Source organism: Actinoallomurus vinaceus, from assembly GCF_039542055.1.
Taxonomy (GTDB): Bacteria; Actinomycetota; Actinomycetes; order Streptosporangiales; family Streptosporangiaceae; genus Actinoallomurus; species Actinoallomurus vinaceus.
In genome coordinates this window covers 57,708-72,413 of record NZ_BAABHK010000034.1, presented here as the reverse complement: position 1 = coordinate 72,413, position 14,706 = coordinate 57,708, and the positions used below count along the sequence as shown (strand labels likewise).

Here is a 14,706-nt window from a genome sequence, read left to right as displayed (position 1 = left end):
CCGCCGCCACGTGCCGGACTCCATCCGGCAGGCCGGCGGCCGGGGCGCGCCGTGAGACCGCCGTCACCTGCTCGCCTGCCGCTGCGAGCAACTGGACGAGCCGTCCACCGACGTTCCCGGTCGCTCCCGTGATAACGATCATGGCCTTCTCCTGTTGATCGATCCGTACTGAGTTAGTTGGCTAACTGAGGAGGACCATAGCCAATCCGCCGGCGGCTGTCTATAGTTAGTTAGGTGACTGACTCGAAGAGAAGCGGCAGCGGTGAGGTCGCCGCCAGGCGCGGCAAACGAGAGCGGCTGACGGCCGCCGCGGTGCGGATGCTCCACGAGCAGGGCGTCGAGAAGACGACGCTCGCCGACATCGCGCGGGCCGCCGACGTCCCCGTGGGCAACGTCTACTACTACTTCAAGACCAAGGACGAGCTGGTCGAGGCGGCCATCGGCGCACACGCGCAGAGCCTTGAGGCGATGATCGCCTCACTCGACCAGCTCCCCGCCCCGCAGGACCGACTGAAGGCGCTCATCAGCGGGTGGGTTGAGCAGCGCGAACTCGCCGCGCAGTTCGGCTGCCCCTTCGGCACCCTCAGCTCGGAGCTCGACAAACGGGCCGACGGCCTCGACCGCACCGCGGCGGAGGTCATGCGGATCCTGCTTGACTGGGGCGAGCGGCAGTTCCGCGAGATGGGCCGGACCGACGCCCGTGACATCGCGGTCGCCCTGATCGCCAGCTACCAGGGGATCTCGCTGCTCACCAACACCTTCCGCGACCCCGAGCTGATGGCCCGGGAGGGTGAGCGGCTCGAGCGCTGGATCGACTCGCTGGCCACGGAAGGCTAAGGCGCACGAGCGCCCGCGACCCGGGACGTACGGAGGACGGCACCTACGGCGGGTGCTTGGCGAGCCGCTCGAGGAGCGACTCGAGCTCGATCTCCTCGTCGAGCTTGCGGAACTCGTGGATGCTCTCCTGCAAGCCCTTGGTCACGGGTAGATCGTGCGGCTGGATGATGTCGCGTTTGCCGGGACGCCCACCTTGGGGAAGGAGTCAGCAGGGAGATTCGGGGGCACCCATGAGATTCGGCATCGCGACGTTCGTCACGGATGAGGGCATTCATCCTGCGCGGCTGGGCGGCGAACTCGAGCGGCGCGGCTTCGAGTCGGTGTTCATCGCCGAGCACACGCACATCCCGGTGAAGCGGGAGTCGCCATGGCCTGAGGGTGACGAGCTTCCGCGGAAGTACTACCGGACGCTCGATCCGTTCGTGACCCTCACCGCGATGGCCGAGACGACCGAACGGCTCCTGCTCGGCACCGGGATCCTTCTCCTCATCGAACGCGACCCCATCATCGCGGCCAAGGAGATCGCGAGCCTCGACCAGCTGACTTTGCCGAAGCCCTGGGCCCCCGCGTTGTCCGTGCGTGCCCTCGGCGAACTGCTGCACCGTGCGGGAACGGTGCGGGCGATGGGCTCGACATCAACACCGAGTGGGTCTCGTTCTTGACCTACGATGGCTCCGCGATCCCATCAACCCGCCCGCCACCAAGCTTCTCCCCGAATTCCGTCAAAACGGGGGACGCTACTTCAACACCGACGAACGCGAATTCGGCACGTCTACAGCCGTCAGCCTTGCACGAACTCGTAGGTGTAGAACACCAGGCCGTCACCCATCTTTCGAGTGTCGACCAGGTGCAGCGGCTTCTTGTCGCTGGTCTCGTCGAAGATACGCAGCCCGGATCCCAGCACGACCGGGAAGACTACCAGCCGCAGTTCAGCAGCCAAGTTGTGTTCTATCAGTGTGCGCACGAGCTGATAGCTGCCGTAGACCAGGATTTCCCCGTCCACTTTCCGCTTCAGCTCCGAAACCTCTTTCACCACATCGCCGCCCAGGACCGTGGCGTTGCTCCACTGAGGATCCTCGAGAGTCGACGACACGATATACTTGGGGAGGCTTTTCACTCTGTTCGCCCATTCGGGGCTTACGCGGCCTTCCGCTTCATTGCGCGCAGTCATCCGGTCCGCGAACCACTCACTGGTCCGCCCGCCCAGCAGTAGCGCCTCGGCATCCAGCGCTTCCTGCGTCTCGCGGGCGACCCAGTCTTCGAGGTCGTTGGCCCCCACGTACTGGTGGAACCAGCCGCCCCGCTCGAAGCCCTCCTCGCCGTCCGGGTCCTGGACCACGCCATCGAGTGTGACATTCGAGGTGATGACGATCTTTCCCATTTCCGTACTCCTTTGACAATGTTGTCGGTCATTACTGGTCTCGACGGTGCGCCGTCGATGCGGTCATGGCGTCGCTCACGAGGCGGCGGTTTCCATCGCGGGGCCGACTTCGACCCCGCCGCCGACGCGCAGCGCCGGGCAGTCCTTGGCCAGCGCGAGCGCGGAGTCCATGTCCTCGGCGGACACCACCGAGTGGCCGATCATCCGGGAGTCGCTGCCGCCGACCTCGCCGAGCGAGGCGTAATCGGTCACCGCGTGGCCGGTGTCCACCAGGGCCGCGCCGAGTCCGCCGGGCTTGCCAGTCGGCCGGTGTCCCGGCGTTGGGCCTGTAGCCGGAGGGCACGCGGCAGGAGAAAACGTGGTTGGCCATGATCTGTGGTCCTGTTCTGTGTCCGGGGCCGCGCCCCGGGACTGGGACCGCCTCCAATCAGGTAGACGCCGGCGCGGCCGTTAATTGGGCGCGCAGACACCGCCCAATTCGCAGGCACGACGGCGTCAGTATCGGTATGCAAGCCGAACGCGGCGCTGCGGAAAGTAGAAGTGCGAGGATGCGTGCCGATGGAGATGGACACCACGGATCTGATCGCTCGGGCTCGAGCTGGCGACCACGACGCGTTCCGCGACCTGGTCCAGGGCCACTCTCAGGAGTTGCAGGTGCACTGCTACCGCATCCTGGGATCCCTGCAGGACGCCGAGGACGCGCTCCAGGAGACCCTCGTGTCCGCCTGGCGTAACCTCGGCGAGTTCGGCCAGCGGTCCTCGCTGCGGACGTGGCTCTACAAGATCGCGACCAATCGGTGCCTGGACATGTTGCGCGCCAACAGCCGCCGCCCCCGCATCGCGCCCCCGCTGCCCGAGGCCACCCTGCCCGAGCCCACCGGTGCCGGCGACCCCGCCTGGTTGGAACCCTACCCCGACGTCCTGCTCGACCACCTCGTCGACCAGCGCCCTGGACCGGAGGCCCGCTACGAGAGCACCGAGGCCATCTCCCTGGCCTTCATCACCGCCCTGCAACTGCTGCCCCCGCGCCAGCGCGCCGCGCTCGTCCTCCGCGACGTCCTGGGCTACCACGCCGCCGAAGTCGCCCAGATGCTCGATGCCACCCAGGAATCGGTGCACAGCGCCCTCAAACGCGCCCGCGCCACCGTCGACAACCACCTCGCCGACGACGGCAGCACCGGCAGTGGCAGGCCTGCGCGCCAACCCGACACCGCGGCCGAACACCGGCTCGTCGCCCGGTTCACCGACGCCCTGGAACGCGCCGACCTGGACGCCCTGATCGACCTGCTCGTCACCGACGTGAGACTCTCCATGCCCCCGGTCATGCTGGAATACCGCGGTCTCGACTCAGCTCAGCGCCTCTTCTCCGCCGTCGTCTTCCGCCCCGGCCGCACCTACCGCGTGGTACCCACCCGCGCCAACGGACAGCCCGCCTTCGGCGTGTACCTGGCAGACCCCCACGCCGGCGTCTATCGCGCCTACACCCTCCTGGTCATCACCACCGCCGGCGACACCATCACCGCCATCACCGGCTTCAGCAACACCAACGTCATGACGCGCTTCGGACTGCCCCGAACCCTCCCCGAAACAGAGTGACTGACTTCTGGGGGGCCACGCCGTGGCGTCTGTTCACTGGGGTATCGATTGATCGGGTAGACACCCAGCCTTGCTCCGGCAGCGTCGCCACGGCTACGCCGCAGTCCTTCACCGTGGCCTCCCACCGGCACACCTAGCCGGCTCCGGAGCCGACCACCCGAGACGGGTTGTCGTGCACTGTGCCTCGGCCCATATCCACCAGATTTGAGCCGGTGCCTCGCTACAAAGCTGTTCTTTCTACCGGTTCCTGTCCGTATGCCGTCCGATCTCGCTCGCCGGGCCCGATCCGTCTGGTTGTTCGGACCGTCCCGGCTTCGGCAGCGCTGCTTCCCGCCCTCCCCGGCGTCTCCCAGGTCAGACTGCGCTCCGCTTCTACCGAGCTGCAGCGACAGACCGGCGGCGAAGGTCTCTCACCCCCACTCGAAATCACAGCGCGTCACGACGCAAACGCAAAGCGGGCTAGATCTACGTTTCGTTTGCCGTCGACCCCACCGATGGTGCGGGCCGGGGCATGCAGATTTGCAGGAGGCGTATCAGATCGGGGTGCCCATGGCTGCGCGCAGGTCCGGTGGGGCGGAGTCCAGTTGCAACGTCAGCGTGTTATTGGTCTGGAAGTGAGCGTGGTAGGCCGAACCACGGCAGGGCGCTGCTGTCGAAGCGTGTCATAGCGCAGATGCGATCGCCGCTGAGCGTGAGAACGATGAGACCGGTACCGTCTCGGACACCGTTCGGCGTGTGTAGATAGGTGCCGAACGCGGGCTGACCATTGGCCCGGGTGGCGATTAGGTTCACCTGGCGACCCATGTCGAACATCGTCGACCAGAAGCCGGACACCGCTGCGCGCCCGTCGTACTCGAACGGCAATGGCGGCATCGATATGAAGACATCATCGGTCAGCAGGGCCACCAGCGCGTCGATATCGTTCGACTCGAACGCCTGGACGAAACGGGCGGTGACCGAGTCTTCGGACGAGGAACCGGCCGGTGGTGCGGGCTCACGGTTCGCCACGATGCCGCGGTAGCGCTGCAAACCAACGCGCGCCCGTTTGAGTGCACCGTTGACGGTGTCCACAGTGGTGTCGAGCATCTCGGCGACCTCTCGGGCGTGGAATCCGAGGACATCACGCAGGATGAGCACGGCGACTTGGCGCGGCGGCAGGGCCTGGAGCGCGGTCACGAACGCCAATGAGATCGATTCGGTCTTGTCGTAGTGGGACTCCGGTCCTAGAGGCGAGTCGGAGATGTCCGAGAGCAAAGCTTCGGGAAAGGGTTGTAGCCAGACGATTTCGCCGAGGCGGGTCGGCTCCGGTGGCGTGACGTTAGGCACATCCCACTCCTTGACCGGGCGTCGGCTCGCTGAGCGACGCGCGTTGAGGCAGCGTCTGGTCGCTATCCGGTAGAGCCACGTGCGGATCGAGGCGCGCTCGTCGTACCCCGCGAGACCCTGCCAGGCGGCGAGCAGCGTTTCTTGCACTGCGTCCTCGGCGTCCTGGAACGATCCGAGCATGCGGTAACAGTGCACCTGCAACTCCCACCGATATGGCTCGGTCAGCTCTCGGAACGCATCGCTGTCGCCAGCACGTGCCCGGACCGTGAATTCACCGTTCGCCACTACGCCTCCTGGACCTGAGTACCTGCCTTCTTTATGTATAGACACCGGCAGTGCCGAAAACTGGTCGGCCCGAGACGGCCAGTTTCCTGCGAACTCGGTGTCTATACATTCGCCACCGATTGGCGAGCAGTCAGTGCCGGGCACCGAACCCCGGCGCGGCCGCGATCCACCCCGCAATCGGCTACCCGGTTCGATCAAGGAAGGAGCGAGGTTATGCGGAAGGTGATCGAGTACGTTCTGGCCTCGGCGGATGGCGTCACCGAAGACCCCGTGGCTATGGGGGTCGGCAACTACCAGGATGAAGCCTACCTGCGGGATGGCCTCGGTCTACTCGAGTCGTGCGACGCCCTGTTGTTGGGCCGCAGCAGCTATGAAGCCTTCGCCAACCTGTATGGCGGCGGCGGTACTCACAAGCCGATGTGGGCCGACCGGCTCAACGAAATCCCGAAGTACGTGTTCAGTTCCACGCTGGACAAGGCCGACTGGGGTGACCCCACCATCATCCGAGGCGACGCCGTCGCCGAAGTGGCACAACTCAAGCAGCAGGACGGAAGAAACCTGCTCATTCTCGGCCACGGCCGGTTCGGGGAAGCATTGCTCCGCGAACGGCTAATCGACGTGATCGACCTCACTATCTATCCCTTGTTGGTAGGTAAAGGACAGCAGCACTACTTCCGCGCCGGGCAGGACGCCGCATTGAAACTCGCAGCTGTGAAGGCTTTCTCGCAGGTTGTCAAGCTGACCTACGAGGTGCAGCGATAACCGACCGGCAAGCCGCGATCTCCCACTGTGCTGGTTCCCGCCAGCAGCATCAGCCTAAATCGTGAACTCGGCTGCCAACCTCAACACTTCGACCAGAGAAAGAAAATCGACAATGACGACATCACCGGTTTCACCCGAGGTCTCGAAACAGAGCGTGACTTTCGTGCTGGTACACGGAGCCTTTCAGACCGGAGCGACGTGGGATCACGTCGCAACCGTGCTGCGCCGCCACGGGAACACGGTGCACACGCCTACGCTCGCCGGACACGGCCCTGGAGAGCCCATGAACCTCACCCACGCCGACGGGGTCGCTTCACTCGTGGGATATCTACGCGACCACACACTCGACGACGTTGTGCTGGTCGGCCACTCGATCGCAGGCAGTTTCATCGCCAAAGCCGCCGAACAGCTCCCCGACCGAATCAAACGATTGGTGTTTCTCAGTTCTCTCACCGTGTCCGACGGGAACTCACTGGCCGACGAGTTTCCGCCCGAAACGAGCGCCGCCTTCGGCATGGCAGACCCGACACAGGGGATCCTGCTCCCATTCGAGCTGATTCGGGAGCGCGCCTGCAACGACATGGAGTTGGCCGACGCGGATGCGCTGTACGCCGCATTGACGCCGGTACCCGTCGCGTTCTTCACCGACAAGCTCGATCTCACCACCTTCTATCAGCTGCTCGGCAGCGGACAGATCAAGACCAGCTGCGTCAACCCGGTCAATGACATCGCCTTTCCATCGGGGGAATACGGCTGGGAGAAAAGGGCAGAGCGGCTCGGCCCACTGTGCAGAATCCTCCAAACGCAGGGCGCTCATTACGCGATGACCACCCAGCCGCCGGGCGGCACCGTGCTCGACATGTTCGCCGACAATGCTGTCACCGGGCTGGCCGCCCGCGCACTCGGACGCTCATTCATCGGTGTGGCGCCGACAGAGGCTCAGTGTCAGCTGGGCGCCAGCCTGTTGTCCCAAGCCACCGATTCAGATGGTGACGCGCAATGAGGCATAGGGGAGAGGATCCTCACCGCAAAGCCAGGCGCGCAGCGCTGAGCAGCCAATATGCTTCGGATTCCGAGCTCGGACCGGCGTCGTACGACGGTCTGGCTCAAGACGGAGCTGATGCCGCCGCGCGCGTGCCTCGCACCGAGGAGCTATCCCCTCCAGCTCCGAACGTGACGCCTGCAATGCTCTGGTTCCTTGCGCAGTATTCGCCGTCTGCCTCAGAGCCGCTCCCTTCCACGGAGACGGAGGCGATGAGGTGAGTGCCCCCAGCTGCATACTCCCGCGGAGGCGGCAGAGCTGCTCAAGGTGCCGGAGTCCTGGCTGCGGAAGAAGGCCGCTGCACGGATGATCCCGTGCACCTTCCTTGGCAAGCACCTGCGCTTCAGCGACAAACGATCTCGAGGAGATCGTCCGGTCCGGCGCGAGACAGCCGGCCGGGTCGACTCCTCGTCTCCGGGGGCGCCGGAGGCATGGCGTGTGATCTGCGCCGTCGCCTGTGGAACTCCGGAAGCCGACTCAGCAACCTGCACGGAGTAGAAGGGTTGAGGCGATGGCGTACGCGCAACGACATGGCAAGGGATGGAGAGCCCGCTACAAGAAGCCGTGGATCGATCCCCAGGAATCCGAGACGCCGTTCGGGACTTTCGCCGAGGCCTGGCTGGCCAGCTCCCGGTTGGCCATCACGACGCAGGCCAAGTACCGGTCCTACCTGGACAACCATGTCCTTCCGCAGTGGGAGGACTGGCCGCTCATACTGATCTTCAACAACCATCTGGAGGCACAAGGCTGGGTCAACGAACTTCATGACGAGCTCGCCGAGCCGACGGTGGCGTCGGTCTTCGCGCTGTTCTCCACGATCATGAACGTGGGGGTACGGGCGCGGAAGATCCCGGCCAGTCCCTGCCAGGGCATCCGGGTCACGACAGGGGAGTACGAGGCCGAGCGGCAGGTGGCGACACCGGCACAGTTCCTGCGCGCCGCCATCCGGCTGCACGACAGCTTCGGCTAAGCCGGCTTCGTGCTGACGCTGATGGACGCCGGGTCGGGCTGTGATGCGGTCGGGAGGAGCGGTCGGTCATCCCCGCGACACCGTGTTGGGCGTAGCGGTCGGCCCACCGCTTGGCCGTGGGCCAGGACACGTCGTAGCGTTCGGCGGCCCGGGCGATCGGCCAGCCGTCATCGATGATCAGACGCGCGAGCCGAAGACGCGCGCGAGGGGTCAAAGCCGCGTTAGCGTGGGACACGAAGGCCTCCTGTTGGCGGAGCGGTTCCTAGACAGCTCCACTCCACAACCGGAGGCCTTCGCCGTCACGCAGATTCAGACCGTGTCGTCACACAACCTCAACCAACCTGCCTGGGCAGTACACCTAGGACCTCGCCCCCGCCGTCGACGTGGACTGGCGCACCGGCGACCTGCTGCTGATCGACAACGTGCTGGTCGGCCACGGGCACCGGCCGTACACCGGCGCCCGCCGGGTGCTGGTGGCCACTCCCACCGCGCTGGCGTGCGCTCGTGAGCTGATCGGCTCTAGACGGTCCGTTCGGGGACGATGGCCGGGCGCACCGGCGGGCGCAGGGCGGGGCCGTCGGGTGCGAAGAAGAACTGGTCGAGGTGGTCGATCGCATAGTCGATGGCACCGAGCACCACGCACTCGTCGCCGAGCGTGGACCCGCGGAGCTTCGGCATGCGCAGGCAGACCCGTTCGAGCCGGTGGCGCAGCGGCGGCAGCAGCACGTCGGCCGAGCGGGAGAAGCCTCCGCCCAGCACCACGATCTCCGGGTCGAGCAGAAGGATTGCCGCGGCGGCGCCGACCGCGAGCTTCTTGGTGAAGCGCCCGACGGCGTCCAGCGCCGTCGCATCGCCGTTCCTCGCTGCGGCCAGAGTGAAGCCTGCCGCGTCCTCGATCGGCGTGCCCTCCGGGACGACCGCGGAGCTGTTCAGATCCTCCGGCGCGGTGACCCAGCCGGTCTCCGGCAACATGACGATCTCCCCTGCCGCCGCACCGAAGCCACGGTGCAGCTTGCCGTCAAGAATCAACCCGGTGCCCATACGCCGCCCGACGTGCAGGAACACCACATCTCTGGCGCCTCGTGCCACTCCGCGCCTCGTCTCGGCCAGTGCGGCCAGGCGGCTGTCGTTCTCGATCAACACCCGGCAGGGAAACGTCTCCCCCAGCAGACCCGCCAGATCGAGGTCCTTCCACGCCGGAATCGACGCCGACATGATGATGCGCCCCTCCGGAGTCACCAGCCCGGTCGTGCCGACCGCCACCATCCACAGGTCGGACATCGTCAGCCCGCCCAGATCGAGGCAGCTTAGGGCCGCACGTTTGATCGCTGCCAGCCGCTCCTCCAGCGGCGCGTCGGGCCGCGCCGGCCGACGCGTCTCGGCGAGGACGTTGCCGTCGAGGTCGGCGAGGGCCGCGCGGATGTTGTGTGCACCGATGTCGACGCCCACAAGATGGCCGCCGTCCGCGCGGAACCGGTAGCGTCGCGCCGGCCTGCCCATGGCGCCTGCGGCGGGGGGAACCTCTTCCACCCATCCCAGGCCGGTCAGCTCGTCGACGACATCCTTGGTCGACGGTCGCGACAGGCCCGTGCGCTCGGCGAGCATCGACAGAGTCGCGGGCTCGGCACCGCGGAGCGCCTTGATCACGGACACCGAGTTGAGCTGCCGCAACCTGGACAGATCGCCGCCTTTCAACGACAGGCTCGACATCAGGAGGTCTCCTTCTAAAGGCCAGGCGAATCCTACCGGCTTACTCCAAGTCGGACCCAAGATACCCTCTCGGCCCCATTGCCCTCAGCCGAGAACCGATGTACTAATGATGGTCTCCTTAATAAGTACCTCCCGAAGTGGGGTGTTAGATGCCGTTCACCGACGTCGGAGAGATCATGGTCACCTCGCGGACGCGGGTCTTCGAGTTCGGCTGGCAGTCGTGGAGTCCGACCGGCGTCTACCGTCTCGAGGAGACCCCGCCGCGGGCCGCCGACGACAACGTGCAGATCATCTGCTACCGCCCGGAGACGCCGGTCCCGGCCGGAGCCTTCCAGGGCGAGGGCCTGCTGGCCGTGGATCCTGGCGACGGAGGCCCGGTCTCGGTCTTCTCGGCGCCCAGCCCGACGCTGGTGCCCTCGATCCGGGCCCGCCGGCACGGCGACCGGCTGCGTGTGTCCGCCGACGGTCCCGTACGCCACACGGCGAGCGACGGCGATCTCGGCGCGGCGCTCCGGCACTGGGCGGCGACCGTGGCGGAGGGTCACGCGCCTGCGGACTTCCCGGCGGTGCCGCCGATGTGGTGTTCCTGGTACGGCTACTGGGACAAGGTCACCGACACCGACGTACTCGACAACCTCGCCCTCGCCGAGCGGCACCGCATCGGCGCCGACATGTTCCTCATCGACGACGGTTACGAAGCCGAGATCGGCGACTGGCTGGAGCTCCGGCCGGGCTTCGGGTCGCTGGAGCGGGCCGTCGGCGCCGTGCGCGAGGCGGGCCGGCGGGCCGGTATCTGGGTGGCTCCGTTCCTGGTGGGCCGGCGTAGCCGGATCCACGGGGAGCATCCCGACTGGCTCGTGCGGGACGCGCACGCGGGGACGATGTGGGATCAGGACCTCGCGGTACTCGACGTCACCCATCCGCAGGCCGCCACTCACCTGGTCGAGGTCTTCCGCAACCTCGCCGCGCTGGGAATCGATCACTTCAAGCTCGACTACCTTTACGCCGGTGCCCTGCGCGGTCGGCGGCACGAGGACATCGATCCGATCGCGGCCTACCGCTGGGGTCTGGAGCTCATCCGTACGGGCGCCGGTCCGGACGCGACGCTGCACGGGTGCGGCGCTCCGATGCTGCCGAGCATCGGCCTCGTCGACATCATGCGGGTCAGCCCCGACACCGCGCCGCGGGTCCTGCCGAAGGCGGGCGACATCAGTCAGCCGTCGCAACTGGGCGCCCGGCTCGCTGGAGCGGCGCGTGAGTTCCTGCACGCCCGTTGGTGGGTCAACGACCCCGACTGCATCATGGCCCGGCCCGAGGTCGAGGCGCGGGCGGAATGGGCGGCGCATATCGAAACGACCGGTGGCCTGCGTGGATCCAGCGATCCGATCTCCGCGCTCGACACGTGGGGCCTGGACACCACCCGGCGGCTCATGGTCCCGACACGGACGGATCCGTCATGACGCGCAGCATGGAGGGCGGTCTGACCGCGCAGGCCGACCGTGGCGACCCGGCCGACCAGCCGGGCGCCGTAACGGCGGGGGCCGGGCGTCGTCGCCGGAGCGGTCGCAGCGATCGGTACGCCTACCTGTTCATCGCCCCCAGCCTGCTCGGTGTGTGCGGCTTCCTGCTGCTGCCGCTGCTGATCGTGCTGGGCCTGAGCCTGTTCCACTGGGAGCTGTTGTCCGAGCCCACCTTCGCCGGCCTGGCCAACTACCGGCGGCTCGCCGGTGACGGTGGCACCTGGCATTCGGTGTGGCTGACCGTGCTGTTCGTGCTCCTCTGCATCCCGTTGCAGACCGTGCTCGCGCTGCTCCTCGCGCTCCTGCTGAACCAGCGGATCCGAGGGGTACGGTTCTTCCGCGCGCTGTTCGTCGTGCCGTGGATGGCCACGCCGATTGTGATGGGCCTCGTCTGGACCTGGATCTTCGATCCGCGGGACGGCGCGCTCAACCGGCTGCTCGACCTCGCCGGCGTGAGGGGGCCGAACTGGCTGACCGACCCGGCGTGGGCGCTGCCGTCGGTGGCACTGGTGAACGTCTGGCAGTACACCGGCTACACCATGCTGTTCTTCCTGGCCGGGCTGCAGGGCATCCCCCAGGAGCTGTACGACGCCGCGGCCACCGACGGCGCGAACCCGGCCCAGCGGTTCTTTCGCATCACCCTGCCGCTGCTGAACCCGACCATGTTGTTCGTCACCGTCACGAACCTGGTCGGCGCCTTCCAGGTGTTCGACACGGTCTACGCGATGACGGACGGCGGGCCGAGCCGGAGCACGGAGGTCCTCAACTTCCGGATCTTCGAGACGGCCTTCCGCCAGTTCGACTTCGGCTACGCATCGACGCTCGCCACGCTTCTCTTCGTGCTCATCCTCGCGGTGACGCTCGTCCAGGTCCGGTTCTTCACCAAGCGCACCACCTACGACCTGAGCTGAGGAGAAAACATGGTCAAGCGCATCGTGCTCTACCTCGTGCTCGTCGCCGGCGCCCTCATCTCCGTCTTCCCCTACCTGCTGGTCGTGCTGACCGCACTGAAGACCCGGCGGCAGCTCAACTCCACCCAGCCGTGGCTGCCCGCACTGCCGCCCACGTTCGCCAACCTCGGCCACGTGCTGCGCTCCGGCTTCGCCGGCTACATCGCCCACTCGGTGCTGATGACCGCCGCGCTGACCGTGGGGCAACTCGTGTTCACGACCTTCGCGGCGTACGCGTTCGCCCGCCTGCGTTTCCGCGGACGGGACGTACTCTTCTGGCTGTACGTCGCCACGATGATGGTGCCCAGCGCGGTCACCATGATCCCGCTCTTTCTCATCATGCGTGAGCTGCACCTGGTCAACACATGGTGGGGACTGCTCGCGCCGTATCTTCTCGGCACGCCGTACGGGATCTTTCTCATGCGGCAGTTCTTCCGCGCCCTGCCCGCCGGGCTGGAGGACGCGGCGCGCATCGACGGCGCGGGTCCGCTCACCATCCTGGTGCGTATCTTCCTGCCGCTGTCCCGGCCCGCCATGGGCACTCTCGCGATCATCACGGTCATCTCGTCGTGGAACAACTTCATGTGGCCGCTGATCATCACCAGCGGCGACGACACGAAGGTCGTCACGGTCGGGATCGCCGGGCTGAAGGGCGCCATCGGAGTCGACCCGAACCTGATGACGGCCGCCGGCCTGATCGCGCTGCTGCCCATGGTGGCGATCTTTGTCGTCTTCCAGAGATACATCGTCCGCTCGGTGGTCCTCACCGGCCTCAAGTAAGACCGAACAAAGAGAGGTCAGCCCCTGATGTCCTCCTCCCGATTCCGTTGGATCGCGGCTCTTCTCGGCGCCGCGCTGCTCTGGACCCTGGCCGCCTGCGGAGGCGATTCAGGAGCCTCCGGAGGCAAGGTGACGCTCACGTACCGGCTCTGGGACGACCAGCAGAAGGTCGGCTACCAGAAGGTGATGGCGGCCTTTGAAAAGGCCAACCCCGACATCCACGTCAAGATCGAGCTGCTCCCCTACGACCAGTACTGGACCAAGATGACCGCGGACGCGGTCGCGGGCACGGCACCGGACGTCTTCTGGATGCAGACCACGGAGTTCCCCGAGTTCGTGACCAAGGGCGTGCTGGCGGACCTGGGCTCCCTCAAGCTCGACACCTCCCAATACCAGCCGAACGTCGTGCAGTCATACACCTACAAGGGCAAGCTGTACGGCGTGCCGAAGGACTTCGGCATCGTCGGGCTGCTCTACAACAAGGACCTGTTCAAGAAGGCCGGCGTCACCATGCCGGACAAGCTCACCTGGGCTCCCGACGGCTCGGGGACGCTGCTGCAGATCGCACGGAAGCTGACGGTCGACGACAAGGGCCGGCACCCGGACCAGGTCGGCTTCGACGCCAATGCGGTCAAGCAGTACGGCTTCGCGTCCTGGAACCACTACCAGACCCAGTGGATGAACTGGGTGGCCTCCAACGGAGGCAAGATCCTGGATCGGCCGTTCGGCAAGTACGTCTTCAACGACGCCGCCTCGGTGGCGGCCCTGCAGTTCGGCGTCGACCTGGTGAACAAGTACCACGTGTCCCCGCCGGCCGCGCAGACCAACCCGCCCAGCGACAAGATCAACGAGATGTTCAAACACGGCCAGGTGGCGATGTTCCCGGCCAACAACGCACTCCTGCCGTTCGTGGCTCCCGACGCCGGCTTCGGCATCGGCATCGCGTCGATGCCGGCCGGCCCCGCCGGGCGCGCGGTGAACATCAACGGGCTGTCCGAGGCCGTCTACGCCAAGTCCCCGCACAAGGCGGCGGCCATGAAACTCGCCGGATTCCTCGGCAGCGCCGACGCGCAGAAGATCATGTCTGACGACGGCTACGTCTTCCCGGCACTGAACGGTCTGTCCCAGGGTTACGTCGACTACTGGAAGAAGAAGGGCCTGGACGTCTCCCCCTACCTCGAGGAGTCCAAGGGCACCACCTTCAATCTGCCCATCACCACCGGCTTCACCGCGTTCGAGAACAAGCTCAACCAGACCTTCAACGATATGTACCTCGGCAAGCTCGCGCCCCAGCAGGCCGCCGACCGGGCCATCGCCGACGGCAACACGCTCGTCAAGTAGCCAAGGAGCCTGATGATCACCCGGCGAGCCCTCCTCGCCGGGGGTACGAGCCTGGGTATCGCCGCCGCACTGGGTGCCTCCCCCGTGCGTGCGGCGACCCACCGTGCCCCTCCGATCGATGTGTTCGCTGACCGCACCCGACGGCCAAGCGCTGCACGACCGTGGAGTCCTACGCCGAAATCGATGACGAGGTCGACGTGCCCGCG

At 66.5% G+C, this 14,706-nt stretch carries 16 protein-coding genes and 1 pseudogene; 10 read left to right on the top strand and 7 right to left on the bottom strand.

The features are described from left to right. Window positions 1-142, bottom strand: a 142-nt coding sequence (locus ABEA24_RS52850) for an NAD-dependent epimerase/dehydratase family protein (protein WP_345444527.1), incomplete at its 3' end; no start/stop codon positions are given. Window positions 143-234: 92 nt separating this feature from the next. Here ABEA24_RS52850 and ABEA24_RS52845 point away from each other — a divergent pair. Then, complete coding sequence (locus ABEA24_RS52845) at window positions 235-837, top strand: TetR/AcrR family transcriptional regulator (protein WP_345444513.1); 603 nt, start codon at window positions 235-237, stop codon at window positions 835-837. A gap of 43 nt (window positions 838-880) precedes the next feature. On the opposite strand, the gene ABEA24_RS52840 is transcribed toward ABEA24_RS52845, so the two are convergent. Continuing rightward, entirely contained in the window at window positions 881-1,003 is a 123-nt protein-coding gene (locus ABEA24_RS52840) for a DUF1931 family protein (protein WP_308209153.1), read from the bottom strand. A 64-nt stretch (window positions 1,004-1,067) separates the two neighbouring features. Between ABEA24_RS52840 and ABEA24_RS52835 the strand changes: the two genes are divergently transcribed. Beyond that, entirely contained in the window at window positions 1,068-1,499 is a 432-nt protein-coding gene (locus ABEA24_RS52835) for an LLM class flavin-dependent oxidoreductase (protein WP_345444510.1), read from the top strand. 119 nt (window positions 1,500-1,618) lie between these two features. On the opposite strand, the gene ABEA24_RS52830 is transcribed toward ABEA24_RS52835, so the two are convergent. Together ABEA24_RS52830 and ABEA24_RS52825 are read right to left on the bottom strand one after the other, a co-directional pair. Further along, window positions 1,619-2,218: a dihydrofolate reductase family protein gene (locus ABEA24_RS52830; RefSeq protein ID WP_345444507.1), complete on the bottom strand. Its 600-nt coding sequence runs from the start codon at window positions 2,216-2,218 to the stop codon at window positions 1,619-1,621. Between the two features lie 75 nt (window positions 2,219-2,293). After that, window positions 2,294-2,470, bottom strand: coding sequence for a YciI family protein (locus ABEA24_RS52825; RefSeq protein WP_345444504.1), 177 nt, complete (start codon window positions 2,468-2,470; stop codon window positions 2,294-2,296). 306 nt (window positions 2,471-2,776) lie between these two features. On the opposite strand from ABEA24_RS52825, the gene ABEA24_RS52820 reads away from it, so the two are divergent. Beyond that, the gene (locus tag ABEA24_RS52820; protein ID WP_345444501.1) at window positions 2,777-3,814 is read left to right on the top strand and encodes a sigma-70 family RNA polymerase sigma factor; all 1,038 of its coding nucleotides are present in this window, start codon (window positions 2,777-2,779) and stop codon (window positions 3,812-3,814) included. 600 nt (window positions 3,815-4,414) lie between these two features. Here ABEA24_RS52820 and ABEA24_RS52815 read toward each other — a convergent pair. Next, window positions 4,415-5,425 (bottom strand): sigma-70 family RNA polymerase sigma factor, encoded by a 1,011-nt coding sequence (locus tag ABEA24_RS52815; RefSeq protein ID WP_345444498.1) that lies wholly within the window; start codon window positions 5,423-5,425, stop codon window positions 4,415-4,417. A gap of 213 nt (window positions 5,426-5,638) precedes the next feature. Here ABEA24_RS52815 and ABEA24_RS52810 point away from each other — a divergent pair, with 213 nt between their 5' ends. The 3 genes from ABEA24_RS52810 (at window position 5,639) to ABEA24_RS52800 (ending at window position 8,199) form a co-directional block, all read left to right on the top strand. Next, window positions 5,639-6,187, top strand: coding sequence for a dihydrofolate reductase family protein (locus tag ABEA24_RS52810; RefSeq protein ID WP_345444495.1), 549 nt, complete (start codon window positions 5,639-5,641; stop codon window positions 6,185-6,187). Window positions 6,188-6,299: 112 nt separating this feature from the next. Continuing rightward, window positions 6,300-7,190, top strand: coding sequence for an alpha/beta fold hydrolase (locus tag ABEA24_RS52805; protein ID WP_345444493.1), 891 nt, complete (start codon window positions 6,300-6,302; stop codon window positions 7,188-7,190). Window positions 7,191-7,740: 550 nt separating this feature from the next. After that, window positions 7,741-8,199, top strand: coding sequence for a hypothetical protein (locus tag ABEA24_RS52800; RefSeq protein ID WP_345444491.1), 459 nt, complete (start codon window positions 7,741-7,743; stop codon window positions 8,197-8,199). 7 nt (window positions 8,200-8,206) lie between these two features. Here ABEA24_RS52800 and ABEA24_RS52795 read toward each other — a convergent pair. Both ABEA24_RS52795 and ABEA24_RS52790 read right to left on the bottom strand, forming a co-directional pair. Further along, window positions 8,207-8,434 (bottom strand): annotated as a pseudogene (locus tag ABEA24_RS52795) (helix-turn-helix domain-containing protein); the annotation flags it as partial. 284 nt (window positions 8,435-8,718) lie between these two features. After that, window positions 8,719-9,969 (bottom strand): ROK family transcriptional regulator, encoded by a 1,251-nt coding sequence (locus ABEA24_RS52790; RefSeq protein WP_345444488.1) that lies wholly within the window; start codon window positions 9,967-9,969, stop codon window positions 8,719-8,721. Between the two features lie 89 nt (window positions 9,970-10,058). On the opposite strand from ABEA24_RS52790, the gene ABEA24_RS52785 reads away from it, so the two are divergent. Genes ABEA24_RS52785 through ABEA24_RS52770 form a run of 4 tightly spaced genes read left to right on the top strand, consistent with a single transcriptional unit; the run spans window position 10,059 to window position 14,500 of the window. Beyond that, entirely contained in the window at window positions 10,059-11,369 is a 1,311-nt protein-coding gene (locus ABEA24_RS52785) for a glycoside hydrolase family 36 protein (protein ID WP_345444485.1), read from the top strand. Next, window positions 11,366-12,340: a carbohydrate ABC transporter permease gene (locus ABEA24_RS52780; RefSeq protein WP_345444483.1), complete on the top strand. Its 975-nt coding sequence runs from the start codon at window positions 11,366-11,368 to the stop codon at window positions 12,338-12,340. Before ABEA24_RS52785 ends, ABEA24_RS52780 begins: the two co-directional genes overlap by 4 nt. A 9-nt stretch (window positions 12,341-12,349) precedes the next feature. Further along, window positions 12,350-13,159: a carbohydrate ABC transporter permease gene (locus ABEA24_RS52775; protein WP_345444481.1), complete on the top strand. Its 810-nt coding sequence runs from the start codon at window positions 12,350-12,352 to the stop codon at window positions 13,157-13,159. A gap of 27 nt (window positions 13,160-13,186) precedes the next feature. Continuing rightward, the gene (locus ABEA24_RS52770) at window positions 13,187-14,500 is read left to right on the top strand and encodes an ABC transporter substrate-binding protein (protein ID WP_345444479.1); all 1,314 of its coding nucleotides are present in this window, start codon (window positions 13,187-13,189) and stop codon (window positions 14,498-14,500) included. Window positions 14,501-14,706: the final 206 nt, after the last annotated feature.